At 69.6% G+C, this 15129-nt stretch carries 14 protein-coding genes and 1 pseudogene; 10 read left to right on the top strand and 5 right to left on the bottom strand.

Features of this window, described 5'->3' with window-relative positions; translation table 11 throughout:
• Positions 1-197 precede the first annotated feature (197 nt).
• From WBA97_RS34830 to WBA97_RS34820, 3 genes and pseudogenes are all read left to right on the top strand, one after another.
• The gene (locus WBA97_RS34830) at positions 198-1166 is read left to right on the top strand and encodes a LacI family DNA-binding transcriptional regulator (protein WP_424235257.1); all 969 of its coding nucleotides are present in this window, start codon (positions 198-200) and stop codon (positions 1164-1166) included.
• Positions 1163-2170 carry a class I mannose-6-phosphate isomerase gene (locus tag WBA97_RS34825; RefSeq protein ID WP_424235256.1) on the top strand — a complete coding sequence of 336 codons (1008 nt, stop codon included), beginning with the start codon at positions 1163-1165 and terminating at the stop codon, positions 2168-2170. The genes WBA97_RS34830 and WBA97_RS34825 overlap by 4 nt, the downstream gene beginning before the upstream one ends.
• Positions 2167-2526 (top strand): annotated as a pseudogene (locus tag WBA97_RS34820) (ATP-binding cassette domain-containing protein); the annotation flags it as partial. The gene WBA97_RS34825 and the pseudogene WBA97_RS34820, both read left to right, overlap by 4 nt.
• Positions 2527-2758: 232 nt before the next feature.
• On the opposite strand, the gene WBA97_RS34815 reads toward WBA97_RS34820, so the two are convergent.
• From WBA97_RS34815 to WBA97_RS34805, 3 genes are all read right to left on the bottom strand, one after another.
• On the bottom strand, positions 2759-4807 hold the full coding sequence (locus tag WBA97_RS34815) for an acyltransferase family protein (RefSeq protein ID WP_424235255.1): 2049 nt from the start codon (positions 4805-4807) through the stop codon (positions 2759-2761).
• Positions 4808-4940: 133 nt separating this feature from the next.
• Complete coding sequence (gene meaB / locus WBA97_RS34810; protein ID WP_424235258.1) at positions 4941-5891, bottom strand: methylmalonyl Co-A mutase-associated GTPase MeaB; 951 nt, start codon at positions 5889-5891, stop codon at positions 4941-4943.
• Between the two features lie 20 nt (positions 5892-5911).
• Positions 5912-7090 carry an acetyl-CoA C-acetyltransferase gene (locus WBA97_RS34805; protein WP_424235254.1) on the bottom strand — a complete coding sequence of 393 codons (1179 nt, stop codon included), beginning with the start codon at positions 7088-7090 and terminating at the stop codon, positions 5912-5914.
• A 126-nt stretch (positions 7091-7216) separates the two neighbouring features.
• Between WBA97_RS34805 and mce the strand changes: the two genes are divergently transcribed.
• Positions 7217-7654: a methylmalonyl-CoA epimerase gene (gene mce / locus WBA97_RS34800; protein WP_424235253.1), complete on the top strand. Its 438-nt coding sequence runs from the start codon at positions 7217-7219 to the stop codon at positions 7652-7654.
• A gap of 298 nt (positions 7655-7952) precedes the next feature.
• Here mce and WBA97_RS34795 read toward each other — a convergent pair whose 3' ends face one another.
• Positions 7953-8540, bottom strand: a complete 588-nt coding sequence (locus tag WBA97_RS34795; protein ID WP_424235252.1) for a TetR/AcrR family transcriptional regulator — start codon at positions 8538-8540, stop codon at positions 7953-7955.
• Positions 8541-8623: 83 nt separating this feature from the next.
• On the bottom strand, positions 8624-8998 hold the full coding sequence (locus WBA97_RS34790) for an SPW repeat protein (protein WP_424235251.1): 375 nt from the start codon (positions 8996-8998) through the stop codon (positions 8624-8626).
• A gap of 202 nt (positions 8999-9200) precedes the next feature.
• Between WBA97_RS34790 and ccrA the strand changes: the two genes are divergently transcribed.
• The 6 genes from ccrA to WBA97_RS34760 all read left to right on the top strand — a co-directional run bounded on the left by ccrA (position 9201) and on the right by WBA97_RS34760 (position 14866).
• Positions 9201-10532, top strand: coding sequence for a crotonyl-CoA carboxylase/reductase (ccrA, locus tag WBA97_RS34785; RefSeq protein ID WP_424235250.1), 1332 nt, complete (start codon positions 9201-9203; stop codon positions 10530-10532).
• A 36-nt stretch (positions 10533-10568) separates the two neighbouring features.
• The gene (locus WBA97_RS34780; protein WP_424235249.1) at positions 10569-11666 is read left to right on the top strand and encodes a chromosome segregation protein; all 1098 of its coding nucleotides are present in this window, start codon (positions 10569-10571) and stop codon (positions 11664-11666) included.
• Positions 11663-12097, top strand: coding sequence for a nucleoside deaminase (locus WBA97_RS34775; RefSeq protein WP_424235248.1), 435 nt, complete (start codon positions 11663-11665; stop codon positions 12095-12097). Before WBA97_RS34780 ends, WBA97_RS34775 begins: the two co-directional genes overlap by 4 nt.
• A gap of 373 nt (positions 12098-12470) precedes the next feature.
• A complete protein-coding gene (locus tag WBA97_RS34770; protein ID WP_424235247.1) occupies positions 12471-12923 on the top strand; it encodes a universal stress protein in 453 nt (150 codons plus the stop codon).
• A 68-nt stretch (positions 12924-12991) separates the two neighbouring features.
• Complete coding sequence (locus tag WBA97_RS34765) at positions 12992-14113, top strand: adenylate/guanylate cyclase domain-containing protein (RefSeq protein ID WP_424235246.1); 1122 nt, start codon at positions 12992-12994, stop codon at positions 14111-14113.
• A 9-nt stretch (positions 14114-14122) separates the two neighbouring features.
• Entirely contained in the window at positions 14123-14866 is a 744-nt protein-coding gene (locus tag WBA97_RS34760; RefSeq protein ID WP_424235245.1) for an alpha/beta fold hydrolase, read from the top strand.
• The last annotated feature ends 263 nt before the right edge of the window (positions 14867-15129 follow it).

Genomic DNA, 15129 nt, shown 5'->3' with positions numbered 1-15129 from the left:
CGCAGGTTCCGAACCGTGGACTCGCGGGTTCCCAACCGTGGACTCGCGGGTTATGGGCGGGGGTTTGTGGGTGTGGGGGTGGGGGTGGGGGTGGTGACAACCTTGTCGGGTTGACAGGGGGTTGTGGGGCGTTGTCGAATGGGGGGATCATGACAACGTTGTCTAGTGCGCGTGGTGGGGTGCCGCGGCGAGCGACTATGAGTGATGTCGCGCGGTTGGCCGGGGTCAGCATCAAGACCGTCTCGCGGGTGGTGAACGCCGAGCCCGGTGTGCACACCGAGACCGCGGAACGGGTGCTCGCCGCGATCGAGCGCCTAGGGTTCCGTCGCAACGTCGGGGCGCTGAACCTGCGCCGGGGGTCCTCGACCGGCACCATCGGCCTGGTCCTCGAGGACGTCGCCAACCCGTTCTACTCCGGCATCACCCGTGCCGCCGAGGAGGTCGCGCGCCGCCACGGCCGTCAGGTGCTGACCGGCTCCTCCGACGAGGACCCCGACCGCGAACGCGAGCTCTCCCTCGAGTTCTGCGCGCGCCGCGTTGACGGGCTGATCGTCATCCCCGCCGGCACGCGCCACGGTTACCTGCTCCCCGAGATCGCGTCCGGCACGCCGGTGGTGTTCGTCGACCGGCCGCCGGGGGACGTCGTCGCGGACACCGTGCTGGTCGACAACGTCGCGGGGGCTGCGGTCGCGGTCGCGCACCTCGCCGCCCACGGGCACACCCGCATCGCCTTCCTCGGCGACGCACCCGCGATCTTCACGGCCACCGAGCGCCTCGCGGGTTTCCGCGAGGGCTGCGCACGCGCCGGGATCCCGTTCGACGAGCGCATGGTCGCCATGGGCCCGCACACCCGCGACACCGTCGCCGCCGCACTCGACCGCACCGGCGCGACCGCCGTGATCACCGGCAACAACCGGATCACCGTGCTGACGTTGCGCGTACTGGCGAGCACGGCACACCGCCCGGCACTCGTCGGGTTCGACGACTTCGAGCTGGCCGACCTGCTCGACCCGCCCGTGACCGTGATCTCGCTCGACCCGGCCGAGCTCGGCAAGGCGGCGGCGGAGCTGCTGTTCGCCCGCCTCGACGGCGACCACGCGCCGCCCCGCCGGATCGTGCTGCCGGTCCGGCTCACCCCCCGTGGATCAGGAGAGGTACCCCCGTGACCGACGCACAAGGCCTGCGCCCAGTCCGGCTGCCGGCCAACCAGCCAGCCCGGTTCTACCGCGGCGGCGCGGCCATCGCGGCGTTGCGGGGCGACGAGCCGCCGAAGGAGTTCGGCCCGGAGGACTGGGTGGCGTCCTGCACCACCTTCCACGGCGAGCAGACCACCGGCCTCACCACCCTGCCCGGCGGCGACCTGCTGCGGGACGCGGTCGCCGCGCACCCGGCGAACTGGCTCGGCGACGCGCACGTCGCGGCGTTCGGCGCGGAGTCCGCCCTGCTCGTGAAGCTCCTCGACGCGGGCCAGCGCCTGCCGGTCCACTGCCACCCGTCCAACGAGTTCGCCGCCGCGAACTACGGCTCCCGCTACGGCAAGACCGAGGCGTGGATCGTGGTCGGTGCGGCAAAGGAGTCCACCGTCCACATCGGCTTCGCCGAGGAGCAGTCCGAGGACACGGTCGCGGGCTGGGTAGCCCGACAGGACTCGGCCGCCATGCTCGGCGCGCTCAACCCGGTCACGATCCGCGCGGGCGACACGGTTTTCGTACCCGCCGGGGTGCCACACGCGATCGGGGCCGGCGTGTTCATCGTGGAGCTACAACAGCCGACCGATCTGTCGGTCACCCTCGAATGGCGGAACTTCCTCGACGACGAGGCGGGCGGGCACCTCGGCATCGGCTTCGACGCCGCACTGGACTGTGTGGACCGGCGAAGCTGGGCGGGCAGGCTCGACGAGCTGGTCCGCCGCGACGAGAGCCCCTCGGCGATCACGGAACTGTTCGGGCAGCCGGAGTTCTTCCGCGCGGAACGCCTGCGGTCCGGCGCCTCCCTTGACGCCTCGTTCGGCGTGCTGGTCGTACTCGACGGCACCGGCGTGCTGCGCACGGAGAAGGCGGGCGAGATACCACTGAGAAAGGGCGCGACGTTCGTGCTCCCCCACGCCGCCGGAGAGTCCACACTGGACGGTGACGTGGCCGCCGTCCGCTGCCTGCCGCCCGCACCATGACCACGCCGATCCTCGAGGCCGTCGACCTGACCAAGACCTACGGGTCGGTCGAGGCGCTGCGGGGCGCGTCGTTCACCGTGCACGCCGGTGAGGTCGTCGCGCTGGTCGGGGACAACGGCGCGGGGAAGTCCACGCTGGTCAAGTGCATGGCGGGAGCCGAACAGCCCTCGTCGGGCACGATCCGGTTCGAGGGCGGCGAGGTGCGCCTCGACTCCCCCACCACCGCGCGCCGCCTCGGCATCGAGACCGTCTACCAGGACCTCGCCGTCGCACCCGAGCTGGACCCGGCCGCGAACCTGTTCCTTGGCAGGGAGATCCGGCGGCCCGGCCTGCTCGGTGCGCTCGGCACGGTGAACCTGGGCGGCTTCGACGCCAGTCCGTCCGAAGTGGACGGACTGCGCGCCGGTGAGTTCCAGGCGCTCATCGCCCAGGACCCGGCCACCATCGGCAAGGAGGGCGTCCGGCAGGCCGTCGCCGCGCTCGAGGGCGATGAGGTCGAGCGCGACATCGAGGCGCCCCTGGTCGCGATCACCAAGGACACCATGGACCAGAACGAGAAGTACTTCTACAAGACCTCGTGCTAACCCGTCACCACTTCAACGCGGTCAGCAGCTGTTCCTCGACGATCGGCGACAGCGTGCGCATGTACGTCGCCGTGGGGTGGTTGAAGTCGCGGTAGACCCACACGTTCCCGATGATCGGCGGGCAGGTCGTCTCGGCGCACAGGTAGTCCGTGAGGTCCACGAACTTCACGCCGTCCGGGATGCCCGACAACGTGAGCCACGGCGGCGTCGGCGAGAACATCTCCAGCCGCGGCGAGCTGCACTGCGGCGCCTCCGGCCCGTGAACCTGCGCGCAGGCAGGCGGGTCGAAGGCGTGCCGGGGCGTGTCGCGCACGGCCACCACCGGGATCCGTGCGGACACCAGCGCCTGCCACTCCGCCAGGTACCCCGACGGCGTCTGCTCGGTCAGCCCGACCCGCGCGTCCCTGGTCGCCTGCGTGAACACCGCGTCCGGCTTCATGTCGAGGATCTTGTTGTGCGCCAGGGTGTTCCAGGCGGAGCAGTCCTGCGGCTCCGGGATGTACACGTCGGTCGAGAACGGGCACGCGCCCTTGAGGAAGAAGGTCAGCTCCCAGTGCCGCTTCTCCGCGATCGGCCGCAGCGCGGGCAGGAACTGCTGCATGTGCGAGTCGCCGATCGCCACCACGCGCTTGACCGGGGCGCCCTCGACCCTGGTGGTGCAGATGGAGCCCCCGTAGCCGGGGTCGGCCGCGCAGTCCATGCCGTCGGACGAGCCCCAGTCATCCGGGATCGCGACGGGCGGCGGCACCGCTTCGACGTCCTCCGCGCCCTGGTAGCGGAAGCCCGGGTAGCGGGCGGCCGCACCGGGGTGGTCGGGGTCGTTGATGGTGAACGCGAACTCGGCGCGCTTGGCAGTGGCGAACTGCCAGGTGCCCGCGAGCGCGAGGACCGGCACCAGCAGCACGATGCCGAACTTGTAGGCGCCCCAGCCGCCCTTCTCGCCGTAGCGGGACGTCCGCGCGGGTTCCTCCACGAACCGGTGCGTGAGCATGGCCAGCACGAACGACACGCCGATGATCATGGCGCCGCCCTTGATGCCGACCCTCGGTATGTCGCGGTAGGCCAGATAGAAGATCAGCACCGGCCAGTGCCACAGGTAGAGCGAGTAGCTGATGTCGCCGACGTAGCGCAGCGGGCGCGAGCTGAGGAACCGGTCCGCGCCCGCGCGGCTCTCGGTGGCGCCCGCGAGCAGCACCATGGCCGCGGCGAGCGTCGGCCACAGCGCCGCGTAGCCGGGGAAGACGGTGCCGACGTGCAGGAGCAGACCGCAGCTGACGAGCGCGGCGACGCCGAGCCAGCCGAGCACCACCCGCACCAGGCGCGGCAGCGTGATCGAGTCGACGAACAGGGCGAGCAGGCCGCCGAGCACGAACTCCCAGATGCGGGTGAACGAGTTGAAGTACGCCAGCGGCTGGTTCACCGCCGTCAGGTAGATCGAGTAGGCGAGCGACGCGGCGCCGACGACCCCGAGCGTGCCGGCGACCCAGATGCGCAGCCCGCCGCCTAATCGCCGCGCGAGGAAGCCGACGAGCACGATCAGCAGCGGCAACGCGATGAACAGCTGGCCCTGGATGGACAGCGACCAGAAGTGCTGGACGGGACTCTTGCCGTTGTTCTGGGCGAAGTAGTCGACCGAGTCGGCGGCGAGCTGCCAGTTCTCGAAGTACAGCGCGGCCGCGACGACCTCGCGGATCGTCTGGAACCAGCGCGGCTCCGGCAGCACGATGAGGCTGACCGCCATCACCGCGACGAGCACCGTGAGCGCGGCCGGGAAGAGCCGCTTGACCATCCGGCCCCAGAGCGGCCGGAACTCGATCCGTCCCCTTGTGACCGCGCGCGTCAGCTGCCCGGTGAGCAGGAAGCCGGAGATCATGATGAACACGTCGACGCCGCCGGACACCCGGTCGAGCCACACGTGGTAGACGATGACCAGAACGACCGCGAGCGCCCGTAAACCCTGCAGCTCAGGGCGGAACTTGCGGCCGGACGCGGTTCTCTCCGTCGGTCGGCTGACCGAGGTTTGCGCGTCCTGACCTGCGAGTTCCGTGACCATGTGTGCCTTCCGGGTGAGGGGCGGGGCACATGGTCGCAGCCGAAGATGAACTCCGAAGAATCGAGAGAGGAGTTAGTGATACGACTCACCATCGGGTGAGTCCCATTACGCCCGCGCCCGCGCGAGGTCCGGGTCAGAGCGTTTCGGTCAGCTGGTCGGCCGCCGCGTACGGGTCCGTCTCCCCCGCCGCGACCTGCTTCGCCAGCCGCGACAGCGCCTCGCCGCCGTGCACGCTGCCCAGCCGGGCCCTGAGCGCGGTCACCGCGATGGCCTCGATCTCCCGCTCCGCCCGGTGGACGCGGCGGACCGCCAGTTCGTCGTGCGCGACGAGCCACTCGTGATGGCTGTCCAGCGCCGCCACCAGCTCGTCGACGCCCTCACCCTCGGACGCGACCGTGCGCACGATCGGCTGCCGCCACGACGGGCCCAGCTCGCGCCTGCCGAGCGACATCGCGTGCTTGAGATCGCGCACGGTCTGGTCGGCGCCATCACGGTCGGCCTTGTTGACCACGAACACGTCGGCCACCTCGAGGATGCCCGCCTTCGCGGCCTGGATGCTGTCGCCCATGCCGGGGGCGAGCAGCACCACCGTGGTGTCCGCGAGCGCCACGATATCCACTTCGGACTGTCCAACCCCGACGGTCTCGATCAACACCACGTCGAAACCCGCCGCGTCCAGCACGCGCACCGCCTGGGGGGTCGCGGTCGCGAGGCCGCCGAGCGCGCCGCGGGTCGCCATGGAGCGGATGTACACACCGGGGTCGACGGTGTGGCTGTGCATGCGGATGCGGTCACCGAGCAGCGCGCCACCGGAGAACGGCGACGACGGGTCGATCGCCAGCACGCCGACCCGCAGGTCACGGGCGCGGAACGCGGACACCAGCATCGACGTGGACGTCGACTTGCCGACCCCGGGCGGCCCGGTCAGTCCCAGCACCCTGGCCCGGCCGGTCAGCGGCGAGAGCGCCGACGCGACCGACCGCAGGTCCGGGCTGCCGTCCTCGACGAGCGAGATCAGGCGCGCGACGGCCCTCGCCTGGCCGTCGCGAGCCGGCTCGACGAGCGCTTCAACCTCAGTACTGATGTTCGCTCCGCAAGCTTCGCTCAGACACGCAACAACAGTGCGTCGCCCTGGCCACCGCCACCACACAGCGCCGCGGCACCGAGGCCGCCGCCTCGGCGCTTCAACTCGTACGCCAGGTGCAGGACCAGCCGCGCGCCGGAGGCGCCGATCGGGTGACCGAGCGCGATGGCGCCGCCGTCGACGTTGACGATGTCCTCGCTGATGCCGAGCTTCTCGGTGGACACCAGGCCGACCGCGGCGAACGCCTCGTTGATCTCCACGAGAGCCAGGTCGGAGGCGGACAACTTCGCCTTGTCCAGCGCGGCCTTGATCGCGTTGGACGGCTGCTCGTGCAGGCTCGCGTCCGGGCCCGCGACCACGCCGTGCGCGCCGATCTCGGCCAGCCACTCGAGGCCAAGCTCCTCGGCCTTCGCCTTGCTCATCACGACGACCGCGGCCGCGCCGTCGGAGATCTGCGACGCCGAGCCCGCGGTGATCGTGCCGTCGCTCGCGAACGCGGCACGCAGCTTGGCGAGGCCCTCGGCGGTGGTGTCGGCACGCACGCCCTCGTCGGTGTCGAACACGATCGGGTCGCCCTTGCGCTGTGGGATGGTCACCGGCACGATCTCGTCGGCGAGCCGGCCCCCGGCGATCGCGGCGGCAGCGAGCTGGTGGGAGCGGGCGGAGAACGCGTCCTGCGCCTCGCGGGTGACGCCGTAGCGGGCGTTGTGCTTCTCGGTGGAGGCACCCATCGCGACCTGGTCGAAGGCGCAGAACAGACCGTCGTGGGCCATGTGGTCGAGCATGGTGACGTCGCCGTACTTGAAGCCGGAACGCGACTTCGGCAGCAGGTGCGGCGCCTGCGTCATCGACTCCTGGCCGCCCGCGACCACGATCTCGAACTCGCCCGCGCGGATCAGCTGGTCGGCGAGCGCGATCGCGTCGAGGCCGGAGAGGCACACCTTGTTGATGGTCAGTGCGGGCACGTCCATCGGGATGCCGGCGGCGACGGCGGCCTGGCGGGCGGGGATCTGGCCCGCGCCCGCGGTCAGTACCTGGCCCATGATCGTGTACTCGACCTGCTCGGGGGCGACCCCCGCACGTTCGAGTGCGGCCTTGATGGCGATGCCGCCGAGCTGCGCTCCGGTGAAGTCCTTGAGGGAGCCGAGCAGCCTGCCGATGGGGGTGCGGGCCCCGGCGACGATGACGGATCCAGACACAGCGTGCCTCCAAGAAATCGGGTCGGTCCTCGACCTTACCCGTTGGTAGCTTAAGGCAGCCTCTGCTGTGTGAGCACTCGCACAACCGCAGGTCACGGGATCGATCAGGGGTCGTATGGTCTGTGGATGGATGGATTGGCGGGCCTTGTGACGGCCATTGACCATGTGGGTGTCGCCGTGCCCGACCTCGACGAGGCGATCGCCTTCTACCGCGACACCCTCGGCCTCGAACTCGACCACGTCGAGGTGAACGAGGGCCAGGGCACGCGCGAGGCGATGATGCGCGCTCCCGGCGATGACGGCAGGGGCTCCGCGGTCCAGCTGCTCGCCCCGCTGTCCCCGGACTCGACGATCGGCAAGTTCATCGACCGCAAGGGCCCAGGCGTGCAACAGGTCGCCTACCGGGTAACGGACATCGAGGCCGCCGAGAAGATCCTGCGCGCCAAGGGCATGCGCGTCCTGTACGAAAACGCGATCACCGGCACCGCAAACAGCAAAGCCAACTTCGTACACCCAAAAGACACAGGCGGCGTCCTAGTAGAACTAGTACAACCCGCCCCGTAACCCGCGAGTCCACGCTTCAGAACCCGCGAGTCCATGGTTGGGAACCCGCGAGTCCATGGTTGGGAACCCGCGAGTCCACGGTTCAGAACCGGTGAGTTGGCGTTTCGTGGCTTACGCCGTCAGGCACGAACGCCAACTCAGGGGTCCCGAACCGAAGACTCGCGAGTCCCGAAACGAAGACTCGCGGGTCCCCAACCGTGGACTCGCGGGTTCCGAAACGAAGACTCGCGAGTCCCCAACCGTGGACTCGCGGGTTCCGAAACGAGGACTCGCGGGGGTTGGGGGTTGGGGGTTTGGGTTAGTGGGGTGGGGGTGTGGTTAGGGCGCTGGCTATGAAGTCGACTTCGCGGTCGATGGTGTTTTTGTCGGATGGGTCGTCGTGGCGGGCTACAGAGTGGCGGTAGCTCACCGCGAGGGCCAGCAGGCTTGATGCCGTCTCCACCTGTGTGGCCGGCAGCGGACCTGCGCTCGCCGCCTGGATCACCGCGCGGACCTGCTCGACGACCGTCGAGAACCGCTCCTGCAGCGCCTCCTTGACCGACGGGTGCGTGTCCGCCTCCCGCCACAGCAGGTGCGACAGCAGCGTCGACGCCCGGTTCCGCGCGTCCAGCTCCGCGACCAGCCGCCGCAGTGACGCCGCCACATCCCCGGGCACGACCACCACACCCGGCTCGATGTGCTGGTCCGGCAGCCGCGCCACCAGCGCGGTCAGCAGGTCCTGCTTCTTCTGGAAGTAGTAGTGCACGAGCCCCTTCGGGACCCGCGCGAGCACCGCGATCTTCGACGTCGGCGTCGCGTCGAAGCCGGACGCCGCGAAGAGTTCCTCGGCCGCGGCCAGGATGCGCTCCCGCGCGGACGGGTCGTCCTTCTTCGTTCTGCGCATCATCGGTGCCTCCGGAAGACATACGGCGCGCGGCCCCCGCGCGACCCGGAACCGGGTCACGTGCGGACCGCGCGTGTGTCGATCTCTCAGTGTTGCCCGGCGACGCCGGACCGGTGTGCGTGCTGGGCGACCGGCAGCGCGATGGCGCCGACGATCACCGTGAGCGCGCCGATGATCCAGGACGACCAGGAGATACCGGTGAACTCGCTGTACCCGATCACCCATGGCGAGATGAACATGAGCACGCCAAGGACCACCTGGATCCCCTCGCCGTAGACCATGCCTGGCATGGCCAGCGACGCCATCCCGTCGAGCGCGACGAGCGCGCCGAGCACCACCATCGTCCACATCGCGGCGTCGTTCGTGTCCATCCACAGGACGGACAGCACCGCCACGACACCCAGGACCACCTCCGCCCAGTCGTGCGGGCGGGTCCATGGCCGGACCGATGTTTCTGCCATCGAGACCACCTCCATGTCAGTGAGAGTCTCTGAGTCCGATGATGCGCTTGGTTGGCCGCCCGGTCAAACGGTGGCACCGAATCTCTTCGGGCTGCGAGCACAGTCCGGGAAGCCGCCGGTCGCAGGCTGTGGTCGCCAATCGAGTGACCCACCTCTCGCCCGACTGGTTCTGAAACGTTACTGGCCGGTAGCGTCGGCGGGTATGCAGAAGATTCTCGACGCCATCCTCGCAGGTGACCTGGACTCTGTTGGCAACCTGCCGGTGCCAGAGTCCTATCGCGCCGTGACCGTGCACGCCGACGAGGTCGAGATGTTCGCCGACCGCGCGCACGCGGACAAGGACCCCCGCGAGTCACTGCACGTCGAGGAGGTGCCCACCCCCGAGCTGGGCCCCGGCGAGGCGCTGGTCGCCGTCATGGCGAGCGCCATCAACTACAACACGGTGTGGACGTCGATCTTCGAGCCGATGGACACGTTCGGGTTCCTCCGCCGTTACGGCAAGACCTCTCCCCTGGCCAAGCGCCACGACCAGCCCTACCACGTGGTCGGCTCCGACCTGGCGGGTGTCGTGGTGCGCACCGGCCCAGGCGTGAACGCGTGGCAGCCCGGCGACGAGGTCGTCGCGCACTGCCTGAACGTCGAGCTGGAGCACCCCGACGGCCACAACGACACGATGCTCGACCCCGAGCAGCGGATCTGGGGTTTCGAGACGAACTTCGGCGGTCTCGCCGAGCTGGCGCTGGTCAAGTCGAACCAGCTGATGCCCAAGCCCGCGCACCTGTCGTGGGAGGAGGCCGCCTGCCCTGGCCTCGTGAACTCGACCGCGTACCGGCAACTGGTCTCCCGCAACGGCGCCGGGATGAAGCAGGGCGACACCGTGCTGCTCTGGGGCGCGTCCGGTGGCCTCGGCTCGTACGCGACGCAGTTCGCGCTGAACGGCGGCGCGACGCCGGTGTGCGTGGTGTCGAGCCCGCAGAAGGCCGAGATCTGCCGGAAGATGGGCGCCGAGCTGATCATCGACCGCAACGCGGAGGGCTACCGGTTCTGGAAGGACGAGAACACCCAGGACCCCAAGGAGTGGAAGCGGTTCGGCGCCAGGATCCGGGAGCTGACCGGTGGCGACGACCCGGACATCGTGTTCGAGCACCCCGGCAGGGAGACGTTCGGCGCGAGCGTGTTCGTGGCACGCAAGGGCGGCACGATCGTCACGTGCGCGTCGACCAGTGGGTTCATGCACCAGTACGACAACCGGTACCTGTGGATGAACCTGAAGAACATCGTCGGCTCGCATTTCGCGAACTACCGCGAGGCGTGGGAGGCCAACCGGTTGATCGCCAAGGGAAAGATCCATCCCACACTGTCCGGTGTGTACCCGTTGGAGCAAACCGGCCAGGCAGCGTTCGACGTGCACAAGAATGCGCACCAGGGCAAGGTCGGAGTGCTGTGCCTCGCGCCGGAAGAGGGCCTCGGAGTGCGGAATCCCGAGTTGCGCGAGCAACATCTTTCTGCCATCAACCGGTTCCGCGGCGTCTGACCAAACCCTCGCCGACCGGCAAGGTAGCGTGGGGCCATGGCGCTGGGCGAAGAACGTGATCTTGTACCGCTGGGAGCCGGCTTCGACATCACCAAACGTGGCTACAGTCGAATGCAGGTCGAGGAACACCTCGAACAGCTGGACAGCCAACTGAAGATCCTCGCGGCCGACCGCAACGCGGCGGCGGCGCAGGCGGCTGAACTCACCTCCCAGCTCGAGGTGGCCCGCACCACGATCGACGACCTGAACAAACAGGTCGAGCGCCTCGCCCAGCCCCCGACAACCCTCGAGGGTCTGTCGGAGCGCCTGCAGCGGATGCTGCGCCTCACCCAGGAGGAGTGCGAGGAGATCCGCGCGAAGGCCAACGCGGAGGCCGACCACACCAGGGCGAAGGCGGACGCGGAGGCCGACGAGCTGCGTGGCAAGTACGAGCTGCAGCTCAAGGAGTTCGACGAGCGCCGCATCGCGATGGAAAACGAGCACCGCGGCGTTCTGGAACAGTCCCGCAAGGACGCCGAGGAGATCATCTCGAAGGCGAAGTCCGAGGCCGAGGCGACGGACATCGCCGCGCAGGCCCGCCGCACCCAGGTGGAGGAGGACTTCGACATCGCGATGGCCTCGCGCCGCACCGAGTCGATGCGCGCACTGGCCGAGCAGGAGGCGACGTCGAAGTCAGAGGCCGAACGCCGCGTCCGCGAGGCGACGGAGGAGGCCAACCGCCGCCGCCACGAGGCCATGACCGAGTCGACGGCCCGCCTGCAGGAGGCGACGGACGAGGCCAACCGCAGGGTGCGCGAGGCGACGGAGGAGTCGAACCGCCGCATCAACCACGCCGCCCAGCGCGTGGCGGCACTGCGCAAGCTCCGCGCCAAGGTCGCCGAGCAGCTCACCTCGGCCCGCGAACTGGTCGTCGACGCACACGCGTACCTGGACAACGCCGTCCCAGCCTTCGAACCGCTGCCGGAAGAACTGGCCGACGCCGCCGACGCGGGTGCCAAGCCGACCCCGGCCCCCCGCGACCGCAACCCGATGCCCGGTCCGCCGAAGGAGAAGTGGGAGACGTCCGGCGCCCCGGCCGCGCCCCCGATCTCCCCAGAGGTGTCGGCCGCGAAGACGAAGCGCATCGCCAGGTGAAAGAGCTGCTGGCCACAGCGATCGCGGAGGCCGGACAAGGTTTGGCAGAGGGCGGCATCCCCATCGGCGCCGCCCTCTTCACCACGGACGGGGAGCTACTCGGCAGCGGCCACAACCGCCGAGTACAGGACGGCGACCCCTCCATGCACGCGGAGACGACAGCCTTCCGCAACGCGGGCCGCAGAAGGCACTACCGCGACACGATCATGGTGACCACCCTGTCCCCGTGCTGGTACTGCAGCGGCCTGGTGCGCCAGTTCAACATCCCGAAAGTGATCATCGGCGAAGCCACCACCTTCCAAGGCGGCCACGACTGGCTGGCGGAAAACGGCGTGGCAATAGAAATCGCCGAAGACCCCACCTGCATCAAGCTGATGAGGGATTTCATCAATTCCCACCCAGACCTCTGGTACGAGGACATCGGCGAATAAACAAAGCGAGAGCCAGGCGTCTGCCTGCTCGCAGGGCTTGTCAGGGCGGCCGCGGCCCCCCCGAAATCCAGAGTAACGAAGGCCACCGACAAAATCGGAGCCCGACGCAGCATCAATGGACCACTCGCACGAACTCGCCGAGTGGCAGCGAACCGGTCACACCCATACGCCACATTTGGCTATGCACCTCCACCAACCCCTCTCAGAGCCGGGCCCCGCAAGCAGCGGCATGCGCGAACACGGCCCCTCGGTCCCCACGGGGAGAGGACGCGGGCAGCGGCGGCACACGGATCCGGCGGAAATCGGCCCTGGACCGTGCGAAGAAACCACCCGCCACGGTAGGTTTACGCGCGAGTAGCTAACGGGAGGACACATGACGGCTTACCAGACCGTGGTCGTCGGCACCGACGGCTCCGACTCGTCCTACCTCGCGGTGGACCGGGCCGCACGCATCGCGGCCGACGCGGACGCCACCCTCGTCATCGCCTGCGCGTATCACCCCGCCCGCCAGGAAGACGTGAGCCGCGCCCAGGACGAGCTGGGTTCGGACGTCGCCTACCAGGTCGTGGGTTCGTCGCCGGCGGAGGACTCGGTGCGGACCGCCGCCGAGCGGGCCAGGAAGCAGGGCGCGACGAAGATCGACACCGTGGTGGTCGACGGCGAGCCGGTCGCGACGCTGACGAAGATCGTCAGGGAGCGCGATGCGGACCTGCTGGTGGTCGGCAACCGCGGCCTCAACTCCCTCGCGGGCCGGTTCCTCGGCTCGGTCCCGTCGGAGGCGGCCCGCAAGTCGGGGGTGGACGTACTCATTGTCCACACGACGTGACTGAGCGGAGCTTGCGGAGCGAACATCATGCCTGAGCGGAGCGCGCCGGGCTTGCGGGGCGAAACATCGTGACCGACGAAGAGGCGCTCCAGCAACACATCGAGCGCACTCTTCTCGGCGGCGGCCGCAAGTACACCCGCGCCGAGGTCGCCGAGCTGGCCGGTGTGCCGCCGGAACGCTCCAGCGCACTGTGGCGTGCCCTGGGTTTCGCCACACAGGACGATGACGTCGCCGTCTTCACGGACGGCGACGTCCGTGCGTTGCGCACCACCAGCGAGCTGATCCGCGGCGGCATCGTCGACCCGTCGATCGCGACGGCGACCGCGCGGATGATCGGCCAGCACATGTCGCGTCTCGCCGAGTCCCAGGTCCACATGCTGCGGGACGTTCTCGCCGCCAACCCGGAGATCGGCGCCGACGAGCGCCAGCTCATCCGGCTCGTCGAGCACCTCACGCCCGAACTTGAGGCGCTGCAGGACTACGTGTGGCGCAGGCACCTCGCCGCCCACTCGGTCCGCATGCTCGTCACGTCCGACGAGGACCTCGAAGAGCGTCGCCAGGTCGTCGGGTTCGCCGACATGGTCGGCTTCACCACCCTGACGCGCCGCTCCAGCGAGGCCGAGCTGGTCGCGGTCGTCGACCGCTTCGAGGCGCTGGCCGCCGACATCGTCGCCGAGAACCACGGCCGGATCGTGAAGATGCTCGGCGACGAGGTGCTGTTCGTCGCCGACTCCCCTGCCGACGCCGCCGAGATCGCGCTGAGCCTCCTCGACCGTGCCGAGAAGGAGGACGGGGTGCCGTCGCTGCGGGCTGGCCTCGCGTACGGGCGCGTGCTCAGCCGGTTCGGCGACGTCTACGGCTCGGTGGTCAACATCGCGAGCCGGCTGACATCCGTCGCCCGGCCGAGCACGGTGCTCGTGGACCTGGAGATGGCCGAGGCGCTCAAGGAAGACGCCGCGTACGTGCTCCGTTCGCGGCGGCCCGTGTCCGTCCGCGGCTACACCCGCCTGCGCTCCTCGGCACTGCGCCGCGCTGGTGACGAGAGCCCGTCGCTCGCCGAGTCGGCGCAACGGATCGCGGCCGAGGTGCTCGGGCTCGTCGAGGAGGAGGACGAGGCACCGCACGTCCCGCTCGAGCCCGACGACGAGGAGACCACGCCGCGCAGGATAGGTCGGCGGCGCAGGCGCTGAGCTGTTTGGATGGACCCCATGCGCTTCCCCGAGACGCCACTCGTGCTGCTCCACGCCTTCCCGCTGGACCACCGGATGTGGGACGGGGTGAGAGCCGGGATCGCCGAGCACATCGAGCTGATCACCCCGGACCAGCGCGGCTTCGGCGGCACCCCACTCGGCGACGAGGAACCGGACCTGGCCACGGTCGCCACCGACGTTCTCGACCGCCTCGATGGCCGCCGCGTGGTCCTCGGCGGCTGCTCGATGGGCGGCTACGTCGCGATGGCCATCCTCCGCGAGGCGCCCGAGCAGGTCGCCGGGTTGCTGCTGGTGTCGACCCGCGCGACCGCGGACGCCGACGCGGGCCGCGCCAACCGCCACGCCATGGCGTCACGCATCGAGGAGGAAGGCGCGGGTTTCGTCCCGGACGCGGTGCTCCCGACACTGCTCGGCAGCGAGACACATGACCGCCGCCCGGAGGTCGCCGACGCGGTGCGCACGCTGGTGTCCGAACAGGACGGCGCCACGATCGCGTGGGCACAACGCGCGATGGCCGCCCGCCCCGACTCGTCAGAGGTGCTGCGCAACTCCGACGTGCCAACCCTCATCGTGCGCGGCGAGCAGGACGCGCTCATCCCACCGGACGAGGCGGACGCACTGGCAACACTCATGCCGAAGGCGGAGGTGGTGGTGCTGGCGGGCGCAGGCCACCTACCGCCACTGGAAGCGCCGGAGGAGTTCACGGGCGCGGTGGCCCGCTGGCTGGAGTAGCGAACCGGTGCCCACCGGAGAACGAACCGCCAGGCTCCCCACCCACGACCCGCCTGGCGAGGCACGCGAAAGACCGACCCTGACCTGCACTTACGCGAAGCTCGCCGAAAACCGGCCGGATGCCAACCCCCACCCATTCCCGGGGGCGTCCCGCCATGCCAGTCTACCGGCTGGCACTGACAGTTCCGCGTTCGCGTTGACTCATCGAAAATGCCCGGGAAGGTGAGTCGTTGCCTCACGTAAGGATGCCCGTGTAGCGGCGT

The organism is Actinophytocola sp., from assembly GCF_049647105.1.
Taxonomy (GTDB): Bacteria; Actinomycetota; Actinomycetes; order Mycobacteriales; family Pseudonocardiaceae; genus Actinophytocola.
The sequence above is the reverse complement of the archived record's forward strand: the minus strand, read 5'-3'. Positions and strand labels throughout refer to the sequence as shown.

Excerpts from the sequence above, each read along its gene's own strand:
- mce (WP_424235253.1), top strand. The coding sequence starts at position 7,217 with ATGGATGGATTGGCGGGCCTTGTGACGGCCATTGACCATGTGGGTGTC.
- WBA97_RS34795 (WP_424235252.1), bottom strand. The coding sequence starts at position 8,540 with ATGATGCGCAGAACGAAGAAGGACGACCCGTCCGCGCGGGAGCGCATC.
- WBA97_RS34770 (WP_424235247.1), top strand. The coding sequence starts at position 12,471 with ATGACGGCTTACCAGACCGTGGTCGTCGGCACCGACGGCTCCGACTCG.
- WBA97_RS34790 (WP_424235251.1), bottom strand. The coding sequence starts at position 8,998 with ATGGCAGAAACATCGGTCCGGCCATGGACCCGCCCGCACGACTGGGCG.
- WBA97_RS34780 (WP_424235249.1), top strand. The coding sequence starts at position 10,569 with ATGGCGCTGGGCGAAGAACGTGATCTTGTACCGCTGGGAGCCGGCTTC.
- WBA97_RS34830 (WP_424235257.1), top strand. The coding sequence starts at position 198 with ATGAGTGATGTCGCGCGGTTGGCCGGGGTCAGCATCAAGACCGTCTCG.
- WBA97_RS34760 (WP_424235245.1), top strand. The coding sequence starts at position 14,123 with ATGGACCCCATGCGCTTCCCCGAGACGCCACTCGTGCTGCTCCACGCC.
- WBA97_RS34815 (WP_424235255.1), bottom strand. The coding sequence starts at position 4,807 with ATGGTCACGGAACTCGCAGGTCAGGACGCGCAAACCTCGGTCAGCCGA.
- ccrA (WP_424235250.1), top strand. The coding sequence starts at position 9,201 with ATGCAGAAGATTCTCGACGCCATCCTCGCAGGTGACCTGGACTCTGTT.